General features: G+C 60.1%; 18 protein-coding genes. All 18 read right to left on the bottom strand.

The genetic code is table 11. From position 1 onward, the window contains the following. Positions 1 to 975, bottom strand: coding sequence for a bifunctional riboflavin kinase/FAD synthetase (locus F6V30_RS12740; protein WP_151157325.1), 975 nt, complete (start codon positions 973 to 975; stop codon positions 1 to 3). Positions 976 to 1,011: 36 nt separating this feature from the next. After that, positions 1,012 to 3,375 (bottom strand): ATP-dependent DNA helicase RecG, encoded by a 2,364-nt coding sequence (recG, locus tag F6V30_RS12735; protein WP_151157324.1) that lies wholly within the window; start codon positions 3,373 to 3,375, stop codon positions 1,012 to 1,014. Between the two features lie 272 nt (positions 3,376 to 3,647). Beyond that, on the bottom strand, positions 3,648 to 4,217 hold the full coding sequence (gene thpR, locus F6V30_RS12730; protein WP_151157323.1) for an RNA 2',3'-cyclic phosphodiesterase: 570 nt from the start codon (positions 4,215 to 4,217) through the stop codon (positions 3,648 to 3,650). A 124-nt stretch (positions 4,218 to 4,341) separates the two neighbouring features. After that, positions 4,342 to 4,542 (bottom strand): DUF1858 domain-containing protein, encoded by a 201-nt coding sequence (locus tag F6V30_RS12725; RefSeq protein WP_151157322.1) that lies wholly within the window; start codon positions 4,540 to 4,542, stop codon positions 4,342 to 4,344. Between the two features lie 38 nt (positions 4,543 to 4,580). Further along, complete coding sequence (gene greA, locus F6V30_RS12720; RefSeq protein ID WP_149305785.1) at positions 4,581 to 5,057, bottom strand: transcription elongation factor GreA; 477 nt, start codon at positions 5,055 to 5,057, stop codon at positions 4,581 to 4,583. An 87-nt stretch (positions 5,058 to 5,144) separates the two neighbouring features. After that, entirely contained in the window at positions 5,145 to 8,396 is a 3,252-nt protein-coding gene (carB, locus tag F6V30_RS12715) for a carbamoyl-phosphate synthase large subunit (protein WP_151157321.1), read from the bottom strand. A gap of 23 nt (positions 8,397 to 8,419) precedes the next feature. After that, positions 8,420 to 8,746, bottom strand: a complete 327-nt coding sequence (locus F6V30_RS12710) for a DMT family protein (RefSeq protein ID WP_151157320.1) — start codon at positions 8,744 to 8,746, stop codon at positions 8,420 to 8,422. After that, positions 8,743 to 9,240, bottom strand: coding sequence for a hypothetical protein (locus F6V30_RS12705; RefSeq protein WP_151157319.1), 498 nt, complete (start codon positions 9,238 to 9,240; stop codon positions 8,743 to 8,745). Before F6V30_RS12705 ends, F6V30_RS12710 begins: the two co-directional genes overlap by 4 nt. Positions 9,241 to 9,260: 20 nt before the next feature. Beyond that, positions 9,261 to 10,169 (bottom strand): radical SAM protein, encoded by a 909-nt coding sequence (locus F6V30_RS12700; RefSeq protein ID WP_151157318.1) that lies wholly within the window; start codon positions 10,167 to 10,169, stop codon positions 9,261 to 9,263. 152 nt (positions 10,170 to 10,321) lie between these two features. Continuing rightward, positions 10,322 to 11,443, bottom strand: a complete 1,122-nt coding sequence (gene carA / locus F6V30_RS12695; protein ID WP_151157317.1) for a glutamine-hydrolyzing carbamoyl-phosphate synthase small subunit — start codon at positions 11,441 to 11,443, stop codon at positions 10,322 to 10,324. Next, positions 11,440 to 11,802 carry a DUF488 domain-containing protein gene (locus F6V30_RS12690; RefSeq protein ID WP_151157316.1) on the bottom strand — a complete coding sequence of 121 codons (363 nt, stop codon included), beginning with the start codon at positions 11,800 to 11,802 and terminating at the stop codon, positions 11,440 to 11,442. The genes carA and F6V30_RS12690 overlap by 4 nt, the downstream gene beginning before the upstream one ends. Positions 11,803 to 11,820: 18 nt before the next feature. Next, entirely contained in the window at positions 11,821 to 13,095 is a 1,275-nt protein-coding gene (locus F6V30_RS12685; protein ID WP_151157315.1) for a dihydroorotase, read from the bottom strand. Between the two features lie 235 nt (positions 13,096 to 13,330). Beyond that, complete coding sequence (locus F6V30_RS12680; protein WP_151157314.1) at positions 13,331 to 14,263, bottom strand: aspartate carbamoyltransferase catalytic subunit; 933 nt, start codon at positions 14,261 to 14,263, stop codon at positions 13,331 to 13,333. A 159-nt stretch (positions 14,264 to 14,422) separates the two neighbouring features. Next, a complete protein-coding gene (pyrR, locus tag F6V30_RS12675; RefSeq protein WP_149305794.1) occupies positions 14,423 to 14,959 on the bottom strand; it encodes a bifunctional pyr operon transcriptional regulator/uracil phosphoribosyltransferase PyrR in 537 nt (178 codons plus the stop codon). A gap of 203 nt (positions 14,960 to 15,162) precedes the next feature. Beyond that, a complete protein-coding gene (locus F6V30_RS12670; protein ID WP_246163490.1) occupies positions 15,163 to 15,594 on the bottom strand; it encodes a VOC family protein in 432 nt (143 codons plus the stop codon). Next, positions 15,591 to 16,322, bottom strand: coding sequence for a cytochrome c biogenesis CcdA family protein (locus F6V30_RS12665; RefSeq protein ID WP_151157313.1), 732 nt, complete (start codon positions 16,320 to 16,322; stop codon positions 15,591 to 15,593). Before F6V30_RS12665 ends, F6V30_RS12670 begins: the two co-directional genes overlap by 4 nt. A gap of 10 nt (positions 16,323 to 16,332) precedes the next feature. After that, a complete protein-coding gene (locus F6V30_RS12660; protein ID WP_151157312.1) occupies positions 16,333 to 16,851 on the bottom strand; it encodes a TlpA disulfide reductase family protein in 519 nt (172 codons plus the stop codon). A 43-nt stretch (positions 16,852 to 16,894) separates the two neighbouring features. Next, positions 16,895 to 17,863 (bottom strand): polyprenyl synthetase family protein, encoded by a 969-nt coding sequence (locus F6V30_RS12655; protein WP_151157548.1) that lies wholly within the window; start codon positions 17,861 to 17,863, stop codon positions 16,895 to 16,897. Between the last annotated feature and the right edge of the window lies 1 nt (position 17,864).

Genomic DNA, 17,864 nt, shown 5'->3' with positions numbered 1-17,864 from the left:
TCATTCTCCGATCCGTTCCGGGGAAAACAAGGGCTTGATCAGGCTCCGATCGGCCGCGGCCAGGATTGATTTGGTAGTAGCCACATCCTGCTGAATGGCCGTGATGAGCGCAGCGACATCCGGGAATTTCATGACCTCCCGCAAACGCTGCACAAAGCAGATAGCGATTTCATGACCATAGAGGTGGCCGGAAAAATCGAGCAAAAAGGCTTCGATGGTCCGCGCTCCGCCTTCGAAGGTCGGGTTGTTGCCGATGTTGCAGGCGCCTTGCAGGATGCGGCCATCCACGGCAACCATGACCGCATACACGCCATCGGGGGGAAGCAGCTCATTGCGGGTCGAGATATTGGCGGTAGGGAACCCCAGGGTCTGGCCGATCTCCCGACCATGTACGACCGTGCCCGAGATGACGTGATACCTCCCCAGAATGCCGGTGGCCGCCGGCATATCTCCGCGGCTGATGAGGCGGCGCGCCAGGCTGCTGCTGAAAATGGTGCGCCCCTCCCCGACCGGGCTGATATCCTCTAGGGTGAATCCGTATTCTCTCCCCAGCCGTTCCAGGGTTTTCTGGTTGCCCTGGCGGTCCTTCCCAAAGGCGTAATCATGGCCGATGATGATATGGCGCATCCCCAGGCACCCCATGAGGATGTCGCGCACGAACGCCTCGGCCGGCATCCGGGAAAATTCGGGCGTAAAGTCGATCACAGCCAGGCAATCGACACCCGCTTCGGCGATCAGGGCCTTTTTCTGGGCAAACGTGGTGATCAGCGGAGGAGCGTTTTTAGGCGCCAGCACCGCCAGCGGGTGCGGTTCGAAGGTGACCACCACCGAGGGGAGGCCCCGCTGGGCGCCCGCTGCCTTCACCTGCCGGAACAACTCGGCATGGCCCCTATGAACTCCATCGAAATTACCAATAGTTACAACAGAACTATCAAAGTTTTTCTTTAAAACGTCCACACCTGTCAGTACACGCATACCGCAAACATCCTATTCACCAGTGAGAAGTAAAAACTACCCGATCAACGCCAACTCCAGCCGCTGTCCCCAGCGGCGGAGCAACTCTTCCCTGAGGGGGCCATGGCCCACCGCCGACAGGTCGGGGTCCTGCTCCAACAGCCCGAACGCCGCCTGGCGGGCCTGTTCCAGGATGCCCCCGTCCCGCAGGATATTGGCCACCCGGAAATCGGGCATGCCCGACTGGCGGATACCGAGAAAATCGCCGGGTCCCCGAATCTCCAGATCGGCTTCGGCAATGCGAAAGCCATCGTTGGTCGACTCCATGACCCGCAGCCGCTTTTCGCCATCATCGGAGAACTTGCCGGCGGTCAAAAGGATGCAGCGGGACCGTGCGCTGCCCCGCCCCACCCTCCCCCGCAACTGGTGCAGTTGGGAGAGGCCGAAGCGTTCGGCATGCTCGATGACCATGACCGTGGCGTTGGGGACATCGATTCCCACCTCGATAACCGTGGTGGACACCAGGACGTCCAGTTCCCGGGCCTTGAAGGCCCCCATAACGGCTTCCTTCTCATCCGGCGCCATACGGCCGTGCAGCAGGCCGATGCGCAGATCGGGAAACACCGCCCGGCTCAAATGGTCGGCCATCTGGCTGGCCGCCTTGAGGTCCGATTTCTCGGATTCCTCCACCAGGGGATAGATGACATAGGCCTGCCGTCCCTGGCGTACCTCCTCGCGAATCGCGGCATATACCTGCGGCCGCCGCGATTCGAAGGCTATTCGCGTCTCTACCGGCGTGCGGCCCGGCGGCAGTTCGTCGATCACCGACAACGACAGGTCGCCGAACAGGGTCATGGCCAGGGTCCGGGGAATCGGGGTGGCAGTCATCACCAGGATATCGGGGTTGGCGCCCTTCTTCTTGAGAATGCCGCGCTGCAGGACACCGAAACGGTGTTGCTCATCGATGACTCCCAATCCCAGGCGGGCAAACTCGACCTTATCCTGGATGACGGCATGGGTGCCGATGACGATCTGGGCGGCGCCGGACGCCACGCGCCCCAAGGCTTCCGACTTTGCCTTGCCCTTCATGCCTGCGGTAATCAACGCTGTTTCAACGCCCAATTCCTTGCAAAAGCGGTGGATGGTATGCCAGTGCTGTTCAGCGAGGATCTCGGTCGGGGCCATGATGGCCACCTGATAGCCGTTTTCCACTGCGATCAGCGCCGCCATCAGCGCCACCAGCGTCTTGCCGCTCCCCACGTCCCCCTGCACCAGCCGGTGCATGGGATGCGGCGCCATCATGTCCACCTTGATCTCGGACAGGACCCGGCGCTGGGCAGCGGTCAGCTCGAAGGGGAGCATCTTGGCCAACTGTTTGGTGTAGCGATGGGTCACCTGGAAGGCAATCCCCTCCTCCAGGGTCACGCCGCGCTTTTTCAAGGCCAGGCCCAGCTCCCAGAAGAAGAACTCGTCAAAGGCGATGGCCCGGTGAGCGGGGGTGCGCCCCTGGTTGAGGTCGTCCAGCCCGGCTTCGGGCGGCGGCAGGTGCAGCTCCCGCACGGACTGCCGCAGGCCGGGCAGCAGCAGCGGTTCCAGGATGGGCGCGGGGATCAGTTCCTGGAGCGAACCGAGGAAACCGTCCACCACCTCCTTCATCACCCGCCGCATGACCTTCTGGCTCAGCCCTTCGGTCAGGGGGTATACCGGCACGATCCTGCCGAAGTTGACCGGGTCGGCATCCAGGATATCCTGGATGTCCTTGCCCTCCGCAAGCCACTCGACGTCCGGGTGGTGTACTTCCCGCTGGAAGCCGAACTGAGTGACCTCGCCGACGAAGACGCCGGTCCGGCCCGCCTTCCAAACCCGCTTCATGAAGGTGGGGTTGGCATTGAACCACTTCAAGGCGATGGAGCCGCTGTCGTCCGCCACCAGGGCCTCGAAAAAACGTCTCCCCCCCTTGGTGGCCGCGATATCGGCCGACAGCACCTTTCCGGAAAAGACCGCACTGAAACCGGGCTTCAAACGGGCAACAGGGGTCAACTCGCGGCGGTCCTCGTAGCGATGCGGCAACAGGTACAAGGCATCCTCGACGGTCACAACGCCGCGTTTTTCCAACAGTTCCGTGAGCTTGGGACCAACCCCCTTGATGAACTGCATGCGGGTCTGGAGGTTCTTGCGGGCAATAGCCTCCTTCAGCGGAGCGCCATCATCTTTGGGGTGAGACCTCACCGGTGCGGGATTTTCCACCGCCGCTTCCGGGGACGCGGCACAGGGGGAGACGTCCCCTGCCCCACGAAGCACCAGTGTACCTCCCGCCTCCAACTCAACGGAAACAACGCCGCCCGGTCCGATACCGAGATGGGCGAGCCAATCGGGGGGGATTACCAGGGCGTTATTGGACGAAAGCGTTACCTTCGGCACAGGACAACTCTCAACTCCGGTGCGGTTCGGGCCGCCTTTCCGGAAAGGTGTGCGGGGCCGGCAATGGTTATGGATGCTGAACAGCCTGGGCCGATATCCATGGTGAGACGGCAACTTTCCAGAATCGCGCTGAAGTTTATGGGGTCAGAGATAATTCGGCATTTATACACCATAACAGCGCCAAAATCCACATCAAACGGGGCACGCCCGCCTCCCCGACCGGAAAGGGCATACTCCCGGCGTCAGCCGGCTGGAACGGATGGGCAGGACGATCAATTTTCCTCCAGGGCCCCGCTGGACGCCGCATCAGCCCAAAGGGCAAACCCTTGTACCGGCGTATGAATGGCCCCCTGGGGCGTCAGCCGGCTCTGAAAGAGAAGAAACTCCCGAACGTCGATCGGCGGGAGCTCCAGCGTGCGGTGACGCGTTAGAAACGCCTCCACCTCACGGGGAGCGGGCAGCTTGAGGCGGGCAAGGGTGATGTGGGAGAAAAAGGGGCGCTCCTCCTGGGCGATGGCGCACGCCACCGCCGCTTCGCGCACCAGAGAGGCCAGATCGTCCAGCTTTGGCTCCGGTTCCAGTCCGGCCCAGAGCACCCTGGGCCGGCGCAGGTCGGGAAAGCAACCGGTGCCGTTGAACCGGAGGGTGAAACCTGGCACCCGAATCCTCGCCAAGGCCCCGGTCAACTGCCTGAGCGTGCCGTCGTCAACCTCTCCGAGGAATGCCAGGGTCAGATGGAGCTGGTCAGCCGGCACCCAGCGGCCACCCGGGATCCCGGTGCCCATTCCTTCCAGTTGCCGCTTGATCTCGCCGGGAAGCTCGATGGCGATGAAGAGTCGCATGGCGACCTCCCTTACGCTCAGTCTTTACCGTTTTGATTGTACACACTTCATTCCGGAAACGCAAAAAGCCCCGGGGGAAGAAATGTTCCCCGGGGCTTTTTGCAATAATCGGCCTGGCTGCGAATCAGGCGATGGCCGCGTTCAGGTCCTTTACCAGCGCCTCCACATCGATGCCGTGGGCATTGGCTCCCTGTTCGAGGCTTTCGTTCTGGGCGCCCATGCAGCCGATACATCCCAGGTTGTACTTCTGCAACACCGCGACGGCGTCGGGATACATGCGCATAACTTCAAAAAAGGTCATATCCTTCGTAATCGTACCAGCCATTGTCGTCTCTCCTCGCAAAAAGGGGGATGCCCCGCCCTTTACTCGTATTTGATGTCGATGATTTCGTATTCCTTGGTGCCCGATGGGACCATCACCTTGACGGTATCGTCAAGCTTGTGGCCGATCAGCGCCTTGCCAACGGGAGACGTGCACGATATCTTGCTCAGCTTGATATCCGCCTCATCCTCGCCGACGATCTTGTAGCACACCTCTTCCTCGGAGGCGGTGTCGTACAGGGTGACGGTGGAACCGAACACCACCTTGTCCGGTTTCATGCCGGAAAGGTCAACCACATAGGCCCGGGCCAGCTTGCCATTCAACTCCTGAATGCGTCCTTCGATAAAGGCCTGACGGTTTTTAGCCGCGTCATACTCGGCATTTTCCGAGAGATCGCCGTGACTGCGTGCCTCGGCAATATCCTGAATGACCTTGGGGCGTTCCACGCGGATCAGGCGTTTCAACTCTTCCTGGAGCGCTTCAAAACTTTCTTTTGTCAACGGTATGGAATGGGACATCTACTATCGATCTCCTGAACACATAAATTAATGTCACTATTGCACAAGCACACAAAACAAATCGGCGGGAGGACATGCCTCCGGCCGCTATTCTTCCAGATATTCCTGCAGGGTCTTGACGTCCAGATCCTGGGCTTTCAGTGCAATGATGCTGTCCACTGCCGCCTTGGCACCGGCCACCGTAGTGTAATAGGCGATGCCGTGCATCAGGGACTCGCGACGAATGGAGAAGGAATCTGCCACGGCCTGGGCTCCATGGGTCGTGTTGACCACCAGGCTGATCTCGTCGTTCTTGATGGCGTCAACCACATGGGGACGCCCCTCGACAACCTTGTTGATCCGGCGGACCGGAATCCCCTTTTCTTCCAGAAACGCGGCGGTGCCGCCGGTCGCCCAGATTGCGAAACCATTTCTATACAACTTTTCAGCTGTGGTTACAACATGTTTCTTGTCGGCGTCCCGCACACTGATAAAGGCATTGCCGGTCAACGGCATCTTCACATTGGCCCCCAGTTGCGACTTGGCAAAGGCCTTGGCGAAGGTGTCGCCGATACCCATCACCTCGCCGGTGGACTTCATCTCCGGCCCCAGAATCGTATCCACGCCGGGGAATTTGACAAAGGGGAACACCGCCTCCTTGACCGATATGTGCTTCGGCACGATGTCGCCGTGCACACCCAACTCCTTGAGGCTTTTGCCGGCCATGATCCGGGCCGCTATCTTTGCCAGGGGGCGTCCGGTCGCCTTGGAAACGAAGGGCGCGGTGCGTGAAGCCCGGGGGTTGACCTCCAGGATGTAGATATCGCCATTCCTGACGGCGTACTGCACGTTCATGAGCCCCTTGACGTTCAGTTCCAGGGCCATCAGGACGGTCTGGCGGCGAATCTCGGCCACGGTCTCGGCGGCAATGGAGTACGGCGGCAAGGAACAGGCCGAATCGCCGGAATGGATGCCGGCCTCCTCGATATGCTCCATGATCCCGCCCATGACGACCTCGCTGCCGTCGCAGAGGGCATCCACGTCGATCTCGATGGCCTCGTCCAGGAACTTGTCGATCAGGATGGGGTGCCCGGGCGAAGCCTTGACGGCGGTGGTCATGTAACGCAGCAGGTTTTCCGCGTTGTAGACGATCTCCATGGCGCGCCCGCCCAGCACGTAGGATGGGCGCACCACGACCGGGTACCCGATACGGTTGGCCACCTTCTCGGCTTCTTCAAAAGAGCGGGCCGTGCCGTTCTCGGGTTGGCGCAGCCCCAGTTTATGGAGCATTTCCTGGAACCGCTCCCGGTCTTCCGCCCGGTCGATGGCATCCGGCGAGGTGCCGATGATCGGCACGCCCGCTTTTTCAAGCGCCACCGCCAGCTTGAGCGGTGTCTGGCCGCCAAACTGCACGATCACGCCCGCCGGGTTCTCTTTGGCGACGATCTCCAGCACGTCCTCCAGGGTCAAGGGTTCGAAGTAGAGCCGATCCGAGGTGTCGTAATCCGTGGAAACCGTCTCCGGGTTGCAGTTGACCATGATGGTCTCGTAGCCGTCCTCGGCCAGGGCAAAGACGCCGTGCACGCAGCAGTAGTCGAATTCGATCCCTTGGCCGATGCGGTTGGGGCCGCCCCCCAGGATCATGATCTTCTTGCGGTCCGTCGGTTCGGCCTCGCACTCTTCCTCATAGGTCGAGTACAGGTACGGGGTATAGGCCACGAACTCGGCGGCGCAGGTATCGACCCGCTTATACACCGGGCGCACCCCCAGAGACCAGCGCAGGCCGCGCAGCGCATCTTCGCCCATCCGCCAGAGCTGCGCCAGGAATTTGTCCGAAAAGCCCATCTGCTTGGCTTCGCGGATAATCTGTTTAAGGTCGTCTTCGCTGGATTTCTTCGGCTCGACCAGCTTCAGCCGTTCCTCCATCTCGATGATCTGGCGGATATTGTGCAAGAACCAGGGGTCGATGGCGGTGTGCCTGTGGATCTCGGCAACGGTCATGCCGCTGCGCAAGGCGTCGCCCACGTACCAGAGCCGCTCCCAATTGGGGGTGTGCAGCTTCTCTATCAGAAGTTGCTGCTCCTTGACGGTCAGAGCCCGGCGTGTTTCGGCATTCAGGTCGAACAGGCGCGACTCGAAACCGGAAAAACCGATCTCCAGGGAACGGAGCGCCTTTTGAAACGACTCCTTAAAGGTACGGCCGATGGCCATCACCTCCCCTACCGATTTCATCTGGGTGGTCAGGATGGCATCGGCGGCCGGGAACTTCTCAAAGGTGAAGCGGGGTATCTTGGTGACGACGTAATCGATGGTCGGCTCGAAGCAGGCCGGCGTCTCGCGGGTGATGTCGTTGGTGATCTCGTCCAGGGTATACCCCACCGCCAGTTTGGCGGCGATCTTGGCAATGGGGAAGCCGGTGGCTTTGGAGGCCAGGGCCGACGACCGGGAGACGCGCGGGTTCATCTCGATCACCACCAGGCGGCCGTTCTGGGGATTGATGCCGAACTGGATATTGGAGCCGCCCGTATCCACGCCGATCTCGCGGATGATCTTGAGGGCCGCGTCACGGAGAATCTGATATTCCTTGTCGGTCAGGGTCTGGGCCGGGGCGACCGTGATGGAGTCGCCGGTATGCACCCCCATGGGGTCGAAGTTTTCGATGGAGCAGACGATCACCACGTTGTCGGCCGTGTCGCGCATCACCTCCAGTTCATATTCCTTCCAGCCGATGACCGACTCCTCCACCAGGATTTCGTCGGTGGGCGACGCGTCGATGCCGGCCAGGGCCATCTTTTCGTACTCTTCCATGTTGTAGGCGATGCCGCCGCCGGTGCCGCCCAGGGTGAACGAGGGGCGGATAATGGCCGGGAACCCGACCTCCTTGACGACTTCCATGGCCTCCCGGTAGTTGTGGGCCAGACCCGAGGAAGGAACGGCCAAACCGATCTTTTCCATCGCCTGTTTAAAAAGCGTGCGATCCTCGGCCTTCTTGATGGCCGGCAGCTTGGCGCCGATCAACTCCACGCCGAACTTGTCCAGGATACCCGCTTCGGCCACCGCCACGGCGGTGTTCAACGCCGTCTGGCCGCCCAGGGTGGGCAGCACGGCATCGGGACGCTCCCGCTCGATAATCTTGGCCAAAATATCGGGGGTTACCGGTTCGATGTAGGTACGGTCGGCAAAATCCGGGTCGGTCATGATGGTGGCCGGGTTGCTGTTCAACAGTACCACCTCGAATCCCTCCTCCTTCAAGGCCTTGCAGGCCTGGGTGCCGGAGTAGTCGAATTCGCAGGCCTGACCGATGACGATCGGGCCGGCTCCGATGATGAGAACTTTCTTGATGTCGGTACGTTTCGGCATATATGCATGACTCCTTCTCGTGATTAGCGAAATATGAAAAAAACGGCTCCAGCCAGACAAAGACCGGCCCAGAGATAATTCCAGGTCAGGGAGGTGCCCATGTACAGTACGGCAAAGGGTACAAAGACCGACAGGGTGATGACCTCCTGCATGATCTTCAACTGAGCCAGGGAAAAACGGCCGTAACCGATGCGGTTGGCCGGCACCTGGACCAGGTATTCAAAGAAAGCGATCCCCCAGGAAACCGCTACGGCGATCAGCCAGTGCCGGGTACGCAGGTTCCTCAGGTGGGCGTACCAGGCAAAGGTCATGAAAATGTTGGATACTATCAGCAACCCTATCGTTTTCATCCGTCCCTCTCCGTCCGGGGCTTGGTCACATCGGTCAGGAATTTCTTCAGCAGCTGGACATGCTCCTGATCGAAACGCATCATCGCTCTGAAGATCTTTTGGATGGAATCATCCGCAAACCTGACGACGCTCTCCATGTGTAGGTCGGCCAGCGCTTCCTCCATCTCGATGGCCCGTGACAGGGCCGTTTCGAGATCGGGGGGCTGCTGCCGGACATGGGACACAAGCATGCCCAACTTGTGGCATACCCTTTCCGCTCGCTCGGGATCAATCGCTACGACAAAGTCCACATTGCGATAGAGCCGGTCGGCAAGCTCGAACTGCCGGAGGTGATTTTCCTCCTCAAGCGCTGTTTTGTGCCAAAGTTGCGCCGCATCGCGGTTCTCGCGAAAAAGTTCGCTGTAATAGTGATAGAGTTCCGCGGTCTGGGCCTCTATCCTGGCGCAGATTTTAAAGATAAGGCAATGATCCGCATGGTTGCTCGTGGTATCCATCGCCGTTATGCCCCTTTCGCTCAATCCTGCACCCAGCCGTTGTCCAGATCGAACTCTTCCAGTGCTTCCAGCGCCTCATCGTACTCGTCATCGGTGAGCTTGCGGCCGAGTACCGGCATGTCCACGGCCAGGTGGGCCGGGAAGTACTGGCGCATCAGGGAGATATGGGTTGCCGTCCCCAGGTTCCCGGCAATCCAGGACAAGGTTTTACGCGTTTCCGCCAGCCCCTCCGGCAGGACCAAATGACGGATAATCAACCCCTTGACCGCCAAGCCTTCATCGTCGAGTTCAAGGTGCCCCACCTGCCGGAGCATCTCGGCGACAGCCGGCCGGTTGATGTCCGCATACCCCGGGGCCGAGGAGATGCGCTCGGCGATTCCGTTATCGGCATACTTCATATCCGGCAGAAAGATGTCCACCACACCGTCCAGGAGCGCCAGGACATCAACCTTCTCGTAGCCGCTGGAATTCCAGACCAGGGGGAGCCGGAACCCCTGGGGAATGGCCAGATAGAGCGCAGCCAGGATCTGGGGCAGGTAGTGGGTGGGGGTGACGAGATTGATGTTGTGCACCCCCCGCTGTTGGAGCTTGAGCATCCGATCGGCCAAGACCTTTGTCGTTATCACCTCGCCGTTGCCCATCTGGCTGATGGGAAAATTCTGGCAGAAGCGGCATTTCAGGCTGCACCCGGTGAGAAAGATCGTGCCGGACCCCCGGCTGCCGGAGATGGGCGGTTCCTCGCCGTTATGGACATTGGCCGAAGCGATTGCCGGATGCGCCCCGGCGCCGCAGATTCCCCGCTCCCCCCGAAGACGGTTCACGCCGCAGTCGTGGGGGCAGATATCGCAGGCGGCCAGGCGGCCATAGGCTGTGCGAACACGTTCCAGCAATTCGCCCGATTGATAAAGGGTCAGATAGTTCAAAATCATTTTTTCTTCGGCCTTCGGTTTTCCTGTCGGTTGCCGATTTTGCGTCAGATCAAGGCTGTCGAGGGAGGCCGCGGAGGCGTAGCAGCGCTACGCCGCACAAGGACCTCCCGAAGACTTACGCAGAGCTGGCGCAAAAGCGGCGGCCGTAGCCGTTAGCGATACTTCTCCATCATTTCCACAAACCTTCCAAACAAATACTGGGAATCGTGCGGTCCCGGCGAGGCCTCGGGGTGATGCTGCACCGAGAAGATCGGCAGGTCGCAGTGACGGATCCCCTCCACGGTCTGGTCGTTCAGGTTCTCGTGCCCCAGGCAGGCCACAGTGCCCAGGGAATCGAGATCAACGGCAAAACCGTGATTCTGGGCCGTGATCTCGACCTTGCGGGTCGCCATGTCCATGACCGGCAGGTTGGAGCCGTGGTTGCCAAAGGGGAGTTTCATGGTCTTGCCCCCCAGGGCCAATCCCAGCAACTGGTGGCCGAGACAGATGCCGAAGATCGGCTTTTTGCCGATAAGCTTGCGCAGGTTCCCGATCACGCCGGTCAGCGGCTCCGGGTCGCCCGGGCCGTTGCTGAGGAAGATGCCGTCCGGATTCATGGCCAGCACCTCTTCGGCCGGGAACGCGGCCGGCACCACGGTCACGTCGCAGCCGGCATCCACGAGGCAGCGCAGGATGTTGTACTTGATGCCGAAATCGAAAGCCACCACCTTGTAGTTGAGGGTGGCGGGATCAACCGTGGCATAGCCCGTCTCCAAGTTCCACAGCCCCTCGGTCCAATGGTACGGCTTGTCGCAACTGACGCCGCTGGCCAGGTCCAGACCGGCCATGCTGGGGATGGCCCGCGCCTTTTTGACAAGACTCTCCCGGTCGAAATCAACCGTGGAGATAATCCCGTTCTGGGCTCCCTTGTCCCGCAAGTGCCGGGTCAGGGCACGGGTGTCGAGACCCTGGATGCCCACGACGCTGTTTTCCTTGAGGTAGGCGTCCAGGCTCATGGTGGCGCGCCAGTTGGAGTAGCAGTCCATATACTCCTTGACGATAAAACCGGAGAGGAAAAGACCGCGGCTCTCGATGTCCTCGGGGTTGATGCCGGTGTTGCCGATCTGGGGGTAGGTCATGGTGACCATCTGCCCCTTATAGGACGGATCGGTCAGGACCTCCTGATAACCGCACATGGAGGTATTGAAAACCACTTCACCCGTGGCCTCGCCGCCGGCTCCAAATGATTTTCCCTCAAAAATGCGCCCATCGGCGAGCGCAAGGACTGCTTTCATACGTATGACTCCTTTTGATAAGACTCGATGACTTGCTTCAGAACCACTGCATTGTTCCGGTCGCTATCGCGCGCGGCAAACAGCAGGGTTATGGTTGTATCGTCCGCTTCGTTGCGCAGTTGCTCCACCAGGGGGGCATGTTCCCGGAGCTCTTCACGGTAACGGCTGCGGAACTCCTCCCATTTTCCGGGGTCATGGCCGAACCAGCGGCGCAGTTGGTCGCTGGGCGCAATGTCCTTGAGCCAGGCATCTATCCGCGCCGCATCCCGGGAGATCCCCCGTGGCCAGAGGCGGTCGACCAGGATACGCTTGCCGTCCCCAGCTTCCGCTGGTTCGTACACCCGCTTGAGTTGCAGCATGGTGTCCTCCGCCGTCAATTACCGGGAAAAAACCACTGCGCCGCCCCGGATGGTGCAGGCCGCCGCCCCTTTCATCTTCCAGCCGGCAAAAGGGGTGTTCCGGGACTTGCTGACCAGCTTTTCCGTCTCCACCGTCCACTCGGCGGCGGGATCGATTACGGTCACGTCCGCCACACCGCCGACGCGAAGACTTCCGCGCGATATGCCAAGTATTTTCGAAGGATTACACGACATTTTTTCAATCAGTTGATTAATGGTCAGGATACCGTCCCCGACCAGTTTCAGGGAGAGCGGCAGCGACGTCTCCAAACCGATGATGCCGTTTAAGGCCGCATTGAACTCCACGTCCTTTTCATCCAGATGGTGCGGCGCGTGATCGGTGGCGATACAGTCGATGGTGCCGTCCCGGAGCCCCTCCTTGACGGCGGCCACGTCGTCGGCCTCGCGCAGCGGCGGGTTCATCTTGGCGTTGGTGTCGTAACCGCGGACCGCGTCATCGGTCAGGGTGAAGTAATGGGGCGCGGTTTCGCACGTCACCTTGACGCCGCGGGCCTTGGCCTCGCGGATGATGCGCACCGACCCTTTGGTGGAAACGTGGGCGATGTGGAGCGGCGAATTGGTGTATTCTGCCAGCATCACGTCCCGGGCCGTGGCGATATCCTCGGCAACCCGGGGGATTCCCTTCAAGCCGAGTTCCGTGGAGGTGAAGCCTTCGTTCATGACCCCCTCCCCCACCAATGCCAGGTCTTCGGCATGGGAGATGACCAGGATGCCGATGCCTCGGGCATATTCGAGGGCGCGGCGCATGAGCTCCGCATTGGCGACCGGCCTGCCGTCGTCCGAAACCGCAACGCAACCGGCTTCTTTCAACTCGCCCATCTCGGCCATGCGCTCCCCGCCCATGCCGTAGGTGATGCAGCCGACCGGAAAGACGTTGCAGAACCCGTCGGTAGTGGCTTTGTTGATGATATAGCTGACCACGGCCTTGTTGTCGATGGCCGGCTTGGTATTGGGCATGCAGGCCAGGGAGGTGAAACCGCCCGCCGCCGCGGCCCGGGTGCCGCTGACGATATCCTCTTTGTACTCCAGCCCCGGATCGCGCAGGTGCACGTGCATGTCCACCAGTCCCGGCACCACGTACTTCCCGGCGGCATCGACGGTCTCCACGCCGGCCGGCGCCTTCAGGTTCTTGCCGATCTCCTTCACCAGCCCGGCTTCCACCAGCACATCCGCTATTTCGTCCAATCCCTGGGAAGGATCGATCACCCGGCCGTTCTTGATCAAAAGATTCATATGGTCACCCCTAAGTGTTAGGTTTATGTGTTCCCTTGAAGCGGTCGATTTTTCGTCAGATCAAGGCTGTCGAGGTATCGCGCGGAGGCCCTCACCCGGCTTTGGCCACCTTCTCCCCGGGGGAGAGGGTAACGGTATCCCTTCTCCCCCGGGGAGAAGGATAGGATGAGCAGCGCTATGCCGCACAAACGGTACCGAAGACTTACGCCGAGCTGGCGGAAAAGCGGCCGCTTCATCACACCAACTCCCCGCCGCATACGTGGTAGAGCATGGCCATCCTCACCGCCACGCCGTTCTCCACCTGTTTGAGAACATGGGACTGGCTGCCGTTCACCACGTAGGAGGACATCTCCACGCCGCGGTTGATGGGGCCGGGGTGCATGACCATGGCTCCCGGCTTGGCCAGCTTGAGGTTCTCGGGATTGAGCCCGAAGTAGCGGGAGTATTCCCGAGCATTGGGCATCAAGGTCTTGCCCTGGCGTTCCTGCTGGATGCGCAGCATTATGACCACGTCGGCATCCTGGATGGCTTCCCGCATGGTGGCGCACACCGTGACGTTCCCCAGCTTTTCCACTGCCGGCGGCATCATGGTCGGCGGGCCGGCCAGGTAGATGTGGGACCCCATCTTGGTCAACCCCTGGATATCGGAGCGGGCCACCCGGCTATGGGTGATGTCGCCCACAATGGCCACCTTGAGGCCATCCAGCCGGCCGAACCGGTCCCGTATGGTCAACAGGTCCAAAAGCCCTTGTGAAGGATGTTCATGGGCGCCGTCACCGGCGTTGACCACCGAGCAGGTCACCTTTTGGGCCAGGTGGTAATGGGCGCCGGAAACCGCATGGCGCATGACGATGATATCAGGCTTCATGGCCAGGAGGTTCAGGGCCGTATCCGCCAGGGTTTCCCCCTTGGTGGCCGAACTGGTGGAAGGGGAGATATTGACGGTATCGGCGGAAAGCCGTTTGGCGGCTATTTCAAAGGAAGTCCGCGTGCGGGTCGATGCCTCGTAAAACAGATTGACGATGGTCTTGCCGCGCAACGTGGGGACCTTCTTGATGTCGCGGCTGTTGATCTCCCGCATGTTTTCGGCCGTCGCCAGGAGCAGCTCCATATCTTCCCTGGTCAGGTCCCTGAGTGCAATGATATTTCTGTGTTTGAACTCTGCCATGCCCCCTCCCCCCTATGAGGTTGTTGAAAAACAGCCATCTCGCCGCCATCCTCGAAAGCCCTTTTGTGCGGCGTAGCTCTGCTACGCCTCCGCAGGGCTTGTCTAGCGGGTGCGACGATCTGACCATTTTTGAACAACCTGAGTTTTTTTAACAGACTCCTATTTTTCAAGAACAACTTCAAGCGGCTGATTCTGTGCGCTGAATATGACCTGAACATTTTCCTTCAAACTGGTCGGCACGTTGCGCCCGACGAAATCGGCCCGGATGGGCAGTTCCCGGTGTCCCCGGTCGATCAGCACCGCCAGCTGGATGCATTCCGGCCTGCCGTGATCCATCAGGGCATCCATGGCGGCCCGGATGGTGCGGCCGGTAAAGAGCACATCATCCACCAGGACGACCTTTTTCCCCTGCAGCGAAAAGCCGATCTCCGTTTTTCCCACCGGCAGACGGGAGGTATGACTCTTGATGTCGTCGCGGTAGAGGGTGATGTCGATCGCCCCCACCGGAACCGCTGCACCTTCAATCATCGCAATGGATTGCGCGAGTTCCTCGGCCAGGAAGGCCCCGCCCGAGCGGATGCCGATCAGGACCACATCCTGCACCCCTTTGTTTCGCTCCAGGATCTCGTGGGAGATGCGGGTCAACGCCCGCTTGATGCCGCTTTCATCCAGCAGTACCGTCAGATTGTCCGCCATGGTCGGCCACCTTTCCGTGAGACACAAAAAAAGAGCCTCACCACGCATGCGGCAAGACCCTTCGATATATGATTCGCTTCGGTCATCGGTGTCACCCTTGCCAACCTCTCGGGCTGGATTAAAAGGTAGTGGGTATGTTGTGGTGGGAGACTACCACTCTCCGTAGTCAAGGTCAAGGATAATTGATCGCGGGGCCGCCCCCCCTACGAACCGGACCTCTTGCTCTTTTCAACCGGTTCGTCCAGTACCACCAGATAACCGTCCGGGTCGAAGCACCACAACTCCTTGATGCCGTAGGGCTTGACTTCAAGGGGGTAGAGAAGCTCCAAGCCCTCTTCAATGATGGCCTCGCTGATGCCTTCGATATCGTCGACCCGAAAATGCAGCGTCATGCCGATGCCGCGGGGGAACATGCTGAAGCGGGGTTCAAGCATTGGATGGGACTTTATGACGTCATCCTCTTCCACGAAGATCAAGGCCATGTTGTCCATATCCATTACGAGGTAGTCCGGGGCGCCCGGGGAGGTAAAGGAGCGCTGCACCGGCAACTCCAGTATGCCGGCATAGAAGGCTTCGGTCACCGATAGTTGCGACACGGCAAGTTGCATGGAGTGCCGCGCCCGGTGAATCTTCACTCAATCCCCTTGAAGAGCATGCCGGCATAACCGGAAAGACGCGCCAGGCCGTTCGTATAGATCAGGACGCCGACCAGCACCAGGAAAAGGCCGGTACAGATCTCGAATACGCGAATAAACTTTTTGAACCGGTTGAAGACGGCCATGAAGTGATGCATGGCCAGGGCTGAGAGGAAGAACGGGATACCCAACCCCAGGGAATACAGCAGCAGCAGAATGATTCCCTGCATGATGCTGCCTTCGGTGGCGGCCACCATCAGGATCGAGGCCAGGATCGGACCGATGCAGGGGGTCCATCCGGCGGCAAAGGCGATACCCACCAGAAAACTTCCCACATAGCCCGCCGGCTTTTGATGAAGCTGCACCCTCTTCTCGCCCATCAGGAAATGAAGCGGCACCAGCCCGGTTACATGGATCCCGAACAGGACGATCAATACCCCGCCGACCTTGCGCACCACCCCGATATGCTCCTGGAGGAACGAACCGACAAAGGTTGCCGAAGCCCCCAACAGTACGAATACCACGGTAAAGGCAGCAATGAAGGCAAGGGCGTGCAGCATAGCCTTGCGGCGGACGATGTGAGACGGATGCTCGGCCTGCAGATCGGCAAAGGAGAGACCGGTGATATAGGTGATATAGGAAGGGATCAGCGGCAGGACGCAGGGGGAGAGAAACGAAAGCAGTCCGGCGATGAAAGCGCCTGCATATGTGACATGCTGGGAATGCACGGCAAGACTCCTATTTTGTCAAACCATCCAGATAGGACAGGACATCGGGGGAATCCCACGCCATCGGGCCGATGACCTTTTTCAACAGGATGCCATTTTTGTCGATGACAAAGGTTTCAGGTACGCCGGTTATGCCGTATGCCTTGGCAGCGCGGTTATCCGGATCGGTATAGGCAGGCAGGCTGAATCCGCTGGTCTTGAAGAACGACTCGATCGCCGGTTGCCCCCCCTCGTCGATGGAAACCGCCACCATTTGAAACGGTTTGCCGGCCATGGCGCTGTTGAGCTTCATCATGGAAGGAATCTCCTCGCGGCAGGGGGGGCACCAGGTCGCCCAGAAGTTGAGGACCACCACCTTGCCCTTCAGGTCCGAAAGGTTCAGCGGCTTGCCGTCCAGGGCGTTTACCGTGATCGCCGGGGCCGGGCTGTTTTCCTGGAGCGGCCCTTGGGGTTTGGCTGTTTCCTTTTTGGTACATGCCGTAAGCGCCACCACTGCACCCAGAACGACGAGACACAGAAACCGTTTCATGTATTCCTCCAGAAATTTGCGGTACGTGGCAGTCGGGAAAGGCTTAGCGGCTTCGGGTAACCACATAATCGGCAAGCTCCGCCAGGGCGTCCCTGAGCGGCGACGGGGCAAACAGGTCGAGGCGCCCCTGGCTTGCGGCAATGTAGCGTTTGGCCGCCTCCACGGTATATTCGATGCCGCCGTACTGCTTGACCAGGCCTGAAACCTCGCGGAATTCATCCAGCGACATCTCGTCCTTTTCCACAACCACTTCGATAACGGAGCGTTCTTCGGCGGTACACTGGCGCAGGGTGTGGATCAGCGGCAGGGTGATCTTGCCCTCTTCCAGGTCATGGCCGATGCTTTTGCCGAACTCCTCCTCAGAGGCGGTGTAATCGAGGAGGTCGTCCATGAGCTGGAAGGCGATTCCCAACTCCATGCCGAAATCGGCCATGGCTTTTTGCCGGTCAGCCGGAACAGCCCCCAGGATCGCCCCCGCTTCGCAGGCAGCCGACATGAGGATGGCGGTCTTGGCGCGCACGACGCCGATGTAACGTTCTTCCGTCAGATCGAGTTCACCGGTGGAGAGCAGCTGCAGGACCTCTCCCTCGGCAATGATCGTGGTGGCGCCGGAGAGCACCCGCAGGATATCAAAGCTGCCCACGCCGACCATCAGGGAAAAGGATTTGGAAAAGAGAAAATCACCGACCAGCACCGAGGCCTCATTACCCCACAGGGTGTTGGCCGAGGCAATGCCCCGGCGCAGGGTGGCACTGTCAACCACATCGTCATGCAGCAGTGTGGCGGTATGGATGAACTCGATCACGCTTGCCAGAGGGACCGCCTTGTCCCCCTGATAGCCGCAGAGCTTGGCGGCGAGCAGCAGCAAGGCCGGACGGACGCGTTTGCCGCCGCTGGACAGCACGTATTCCCCGACTTTGCGGATCAGGGGTACGTCGGATTCCAGGTCTTTGCGAAATTGCTGCTCGACGAGCTTGAGTTCGTCTCCAATGATGTTCAGGGCGGCCTGCATC

Origin of the sequence: Oryzomonas sagensis (genome assembly GCF_008802355.1) — a bacterium.
Taxonomy (GTDB): domain Bacteria; phylum Desulfobacterota; class Desulfuromonadia; order Geobacterales; family Pseudopelobacteraceae; genus Oryzomonas; species Oryzomonas sagensis.
Note: the sequence above shows the minus strand (reverse complement) of the source record. Positions and strands in the feature narration are given on the sequence as shown.

Excerpts from the sequence above, each read along its gene's own strand:
- F6V30_RS12660 (WP_151157312.1), bottom strand. The coding sequence starts at position 16,851 with ATGAAACGGTTTCTGTGTCTCGTCGTTCTGGGTGCAGTGGTGGCGCTT.
- F6V30_RS12700 (WP_151157318.1), bottom strand. The coding sequence starts at position 10,169 with ATGATTTTGAACTATCTGACCCTTTATCAATCGGGCGAATTGCTGGAA.
- F6V30_RS12680 (WP_151157314.1), bottom strand. The coding sequence starts at position 14,263 with ATGGCAGAGTTCAAACACAGAAATATCATTGCACTCAGGGACCTGACC.
- greA (WP_149305785.1), bottom strand. The coding sequence starts at position 5,057 with ATGTCCCATTCCATACCGTTGACAAAAGAAAGTTTTGAAGCGCTCCAG.
- carB (WP_151157321.1), bottom strand. The coding sequence starts at position 8,396 with ATGCCGAAACGTACCGACATCAAGAAAGTTCTCATCATCGGAGCCGGC.
- F6V30_RS12740 (WP_151157325.1), bottom strand. The coding sequence starts at position 975 with ATGCGTGTACTGACAGGTGTGGACGTTTTAAAGAAAAACTTTGATAGT.
- F6V30_RS12725 (WP_151157322.1), bottom strand. The coding sequence starts at position 4,542 with ATGGCTGGTACGATTACGAAGGATATGACCTTTTTTGAAGTTATGCGC.
- carA (WP_151157317.1), bottom strand. The coding sequence starts at position 11,443 with ATGAAAGCAGTCCTTGCGCTCGCCGATGGGCGCATTTTTGAGGGAAAA.
- F6V30_RS12705 (WP_151157319.1), bottom strand. The coding sequence starts at position 9,240 with ATGGATACCACGAGCAACCATGCGGATCATTGCCTTATCTTTAAAATC.
- F6V30_RS12690 (WP_151157316.1), bottom strand. The coding sequence starts at position 11,802 with ATGCTGCAACTCAAGCGGGTGTACGAACCAGCGGAAGCTGGGGACGGC.
- pyrR (WP_149305794.1), bottom strand. The coding sequence starts at position 14,959 with ATGGCGGACAATCTGACGGTACTGCTGGATGAAAGCGGCATCAAGCGG.
- thpR (WP_151157323.1), bottom strand. The coding sequence starts at position 4,217 with ATGCGACTCTTCATCGCCATCGAGCTTCCCGGCGAGATCAAGCGGCAA.
- F6V30_RS12655 (WP_151157548.1), bottom strand. The coding sequence starts at position 17,863 with ATGCAGGCCGCCCTGAACATCATTGGAGACGAACTCAAGCTCGTCGAG.
- F6V30_RS12685 (WP_151157315.1), bottom strand. The coding sequence starts at position 13,095 with ATGAATCTTTTGATCAAGAACGGCCGGGTGATCGATCCTTCCCAGGGA.
- F6V30_RS12710 (WP_151157320.1), bottom strand. The coding sequence starts at position 8,746 with ATGAAAACGATAGGGTTGCTGATAGTATCCAACATTTTCATGACCTTT.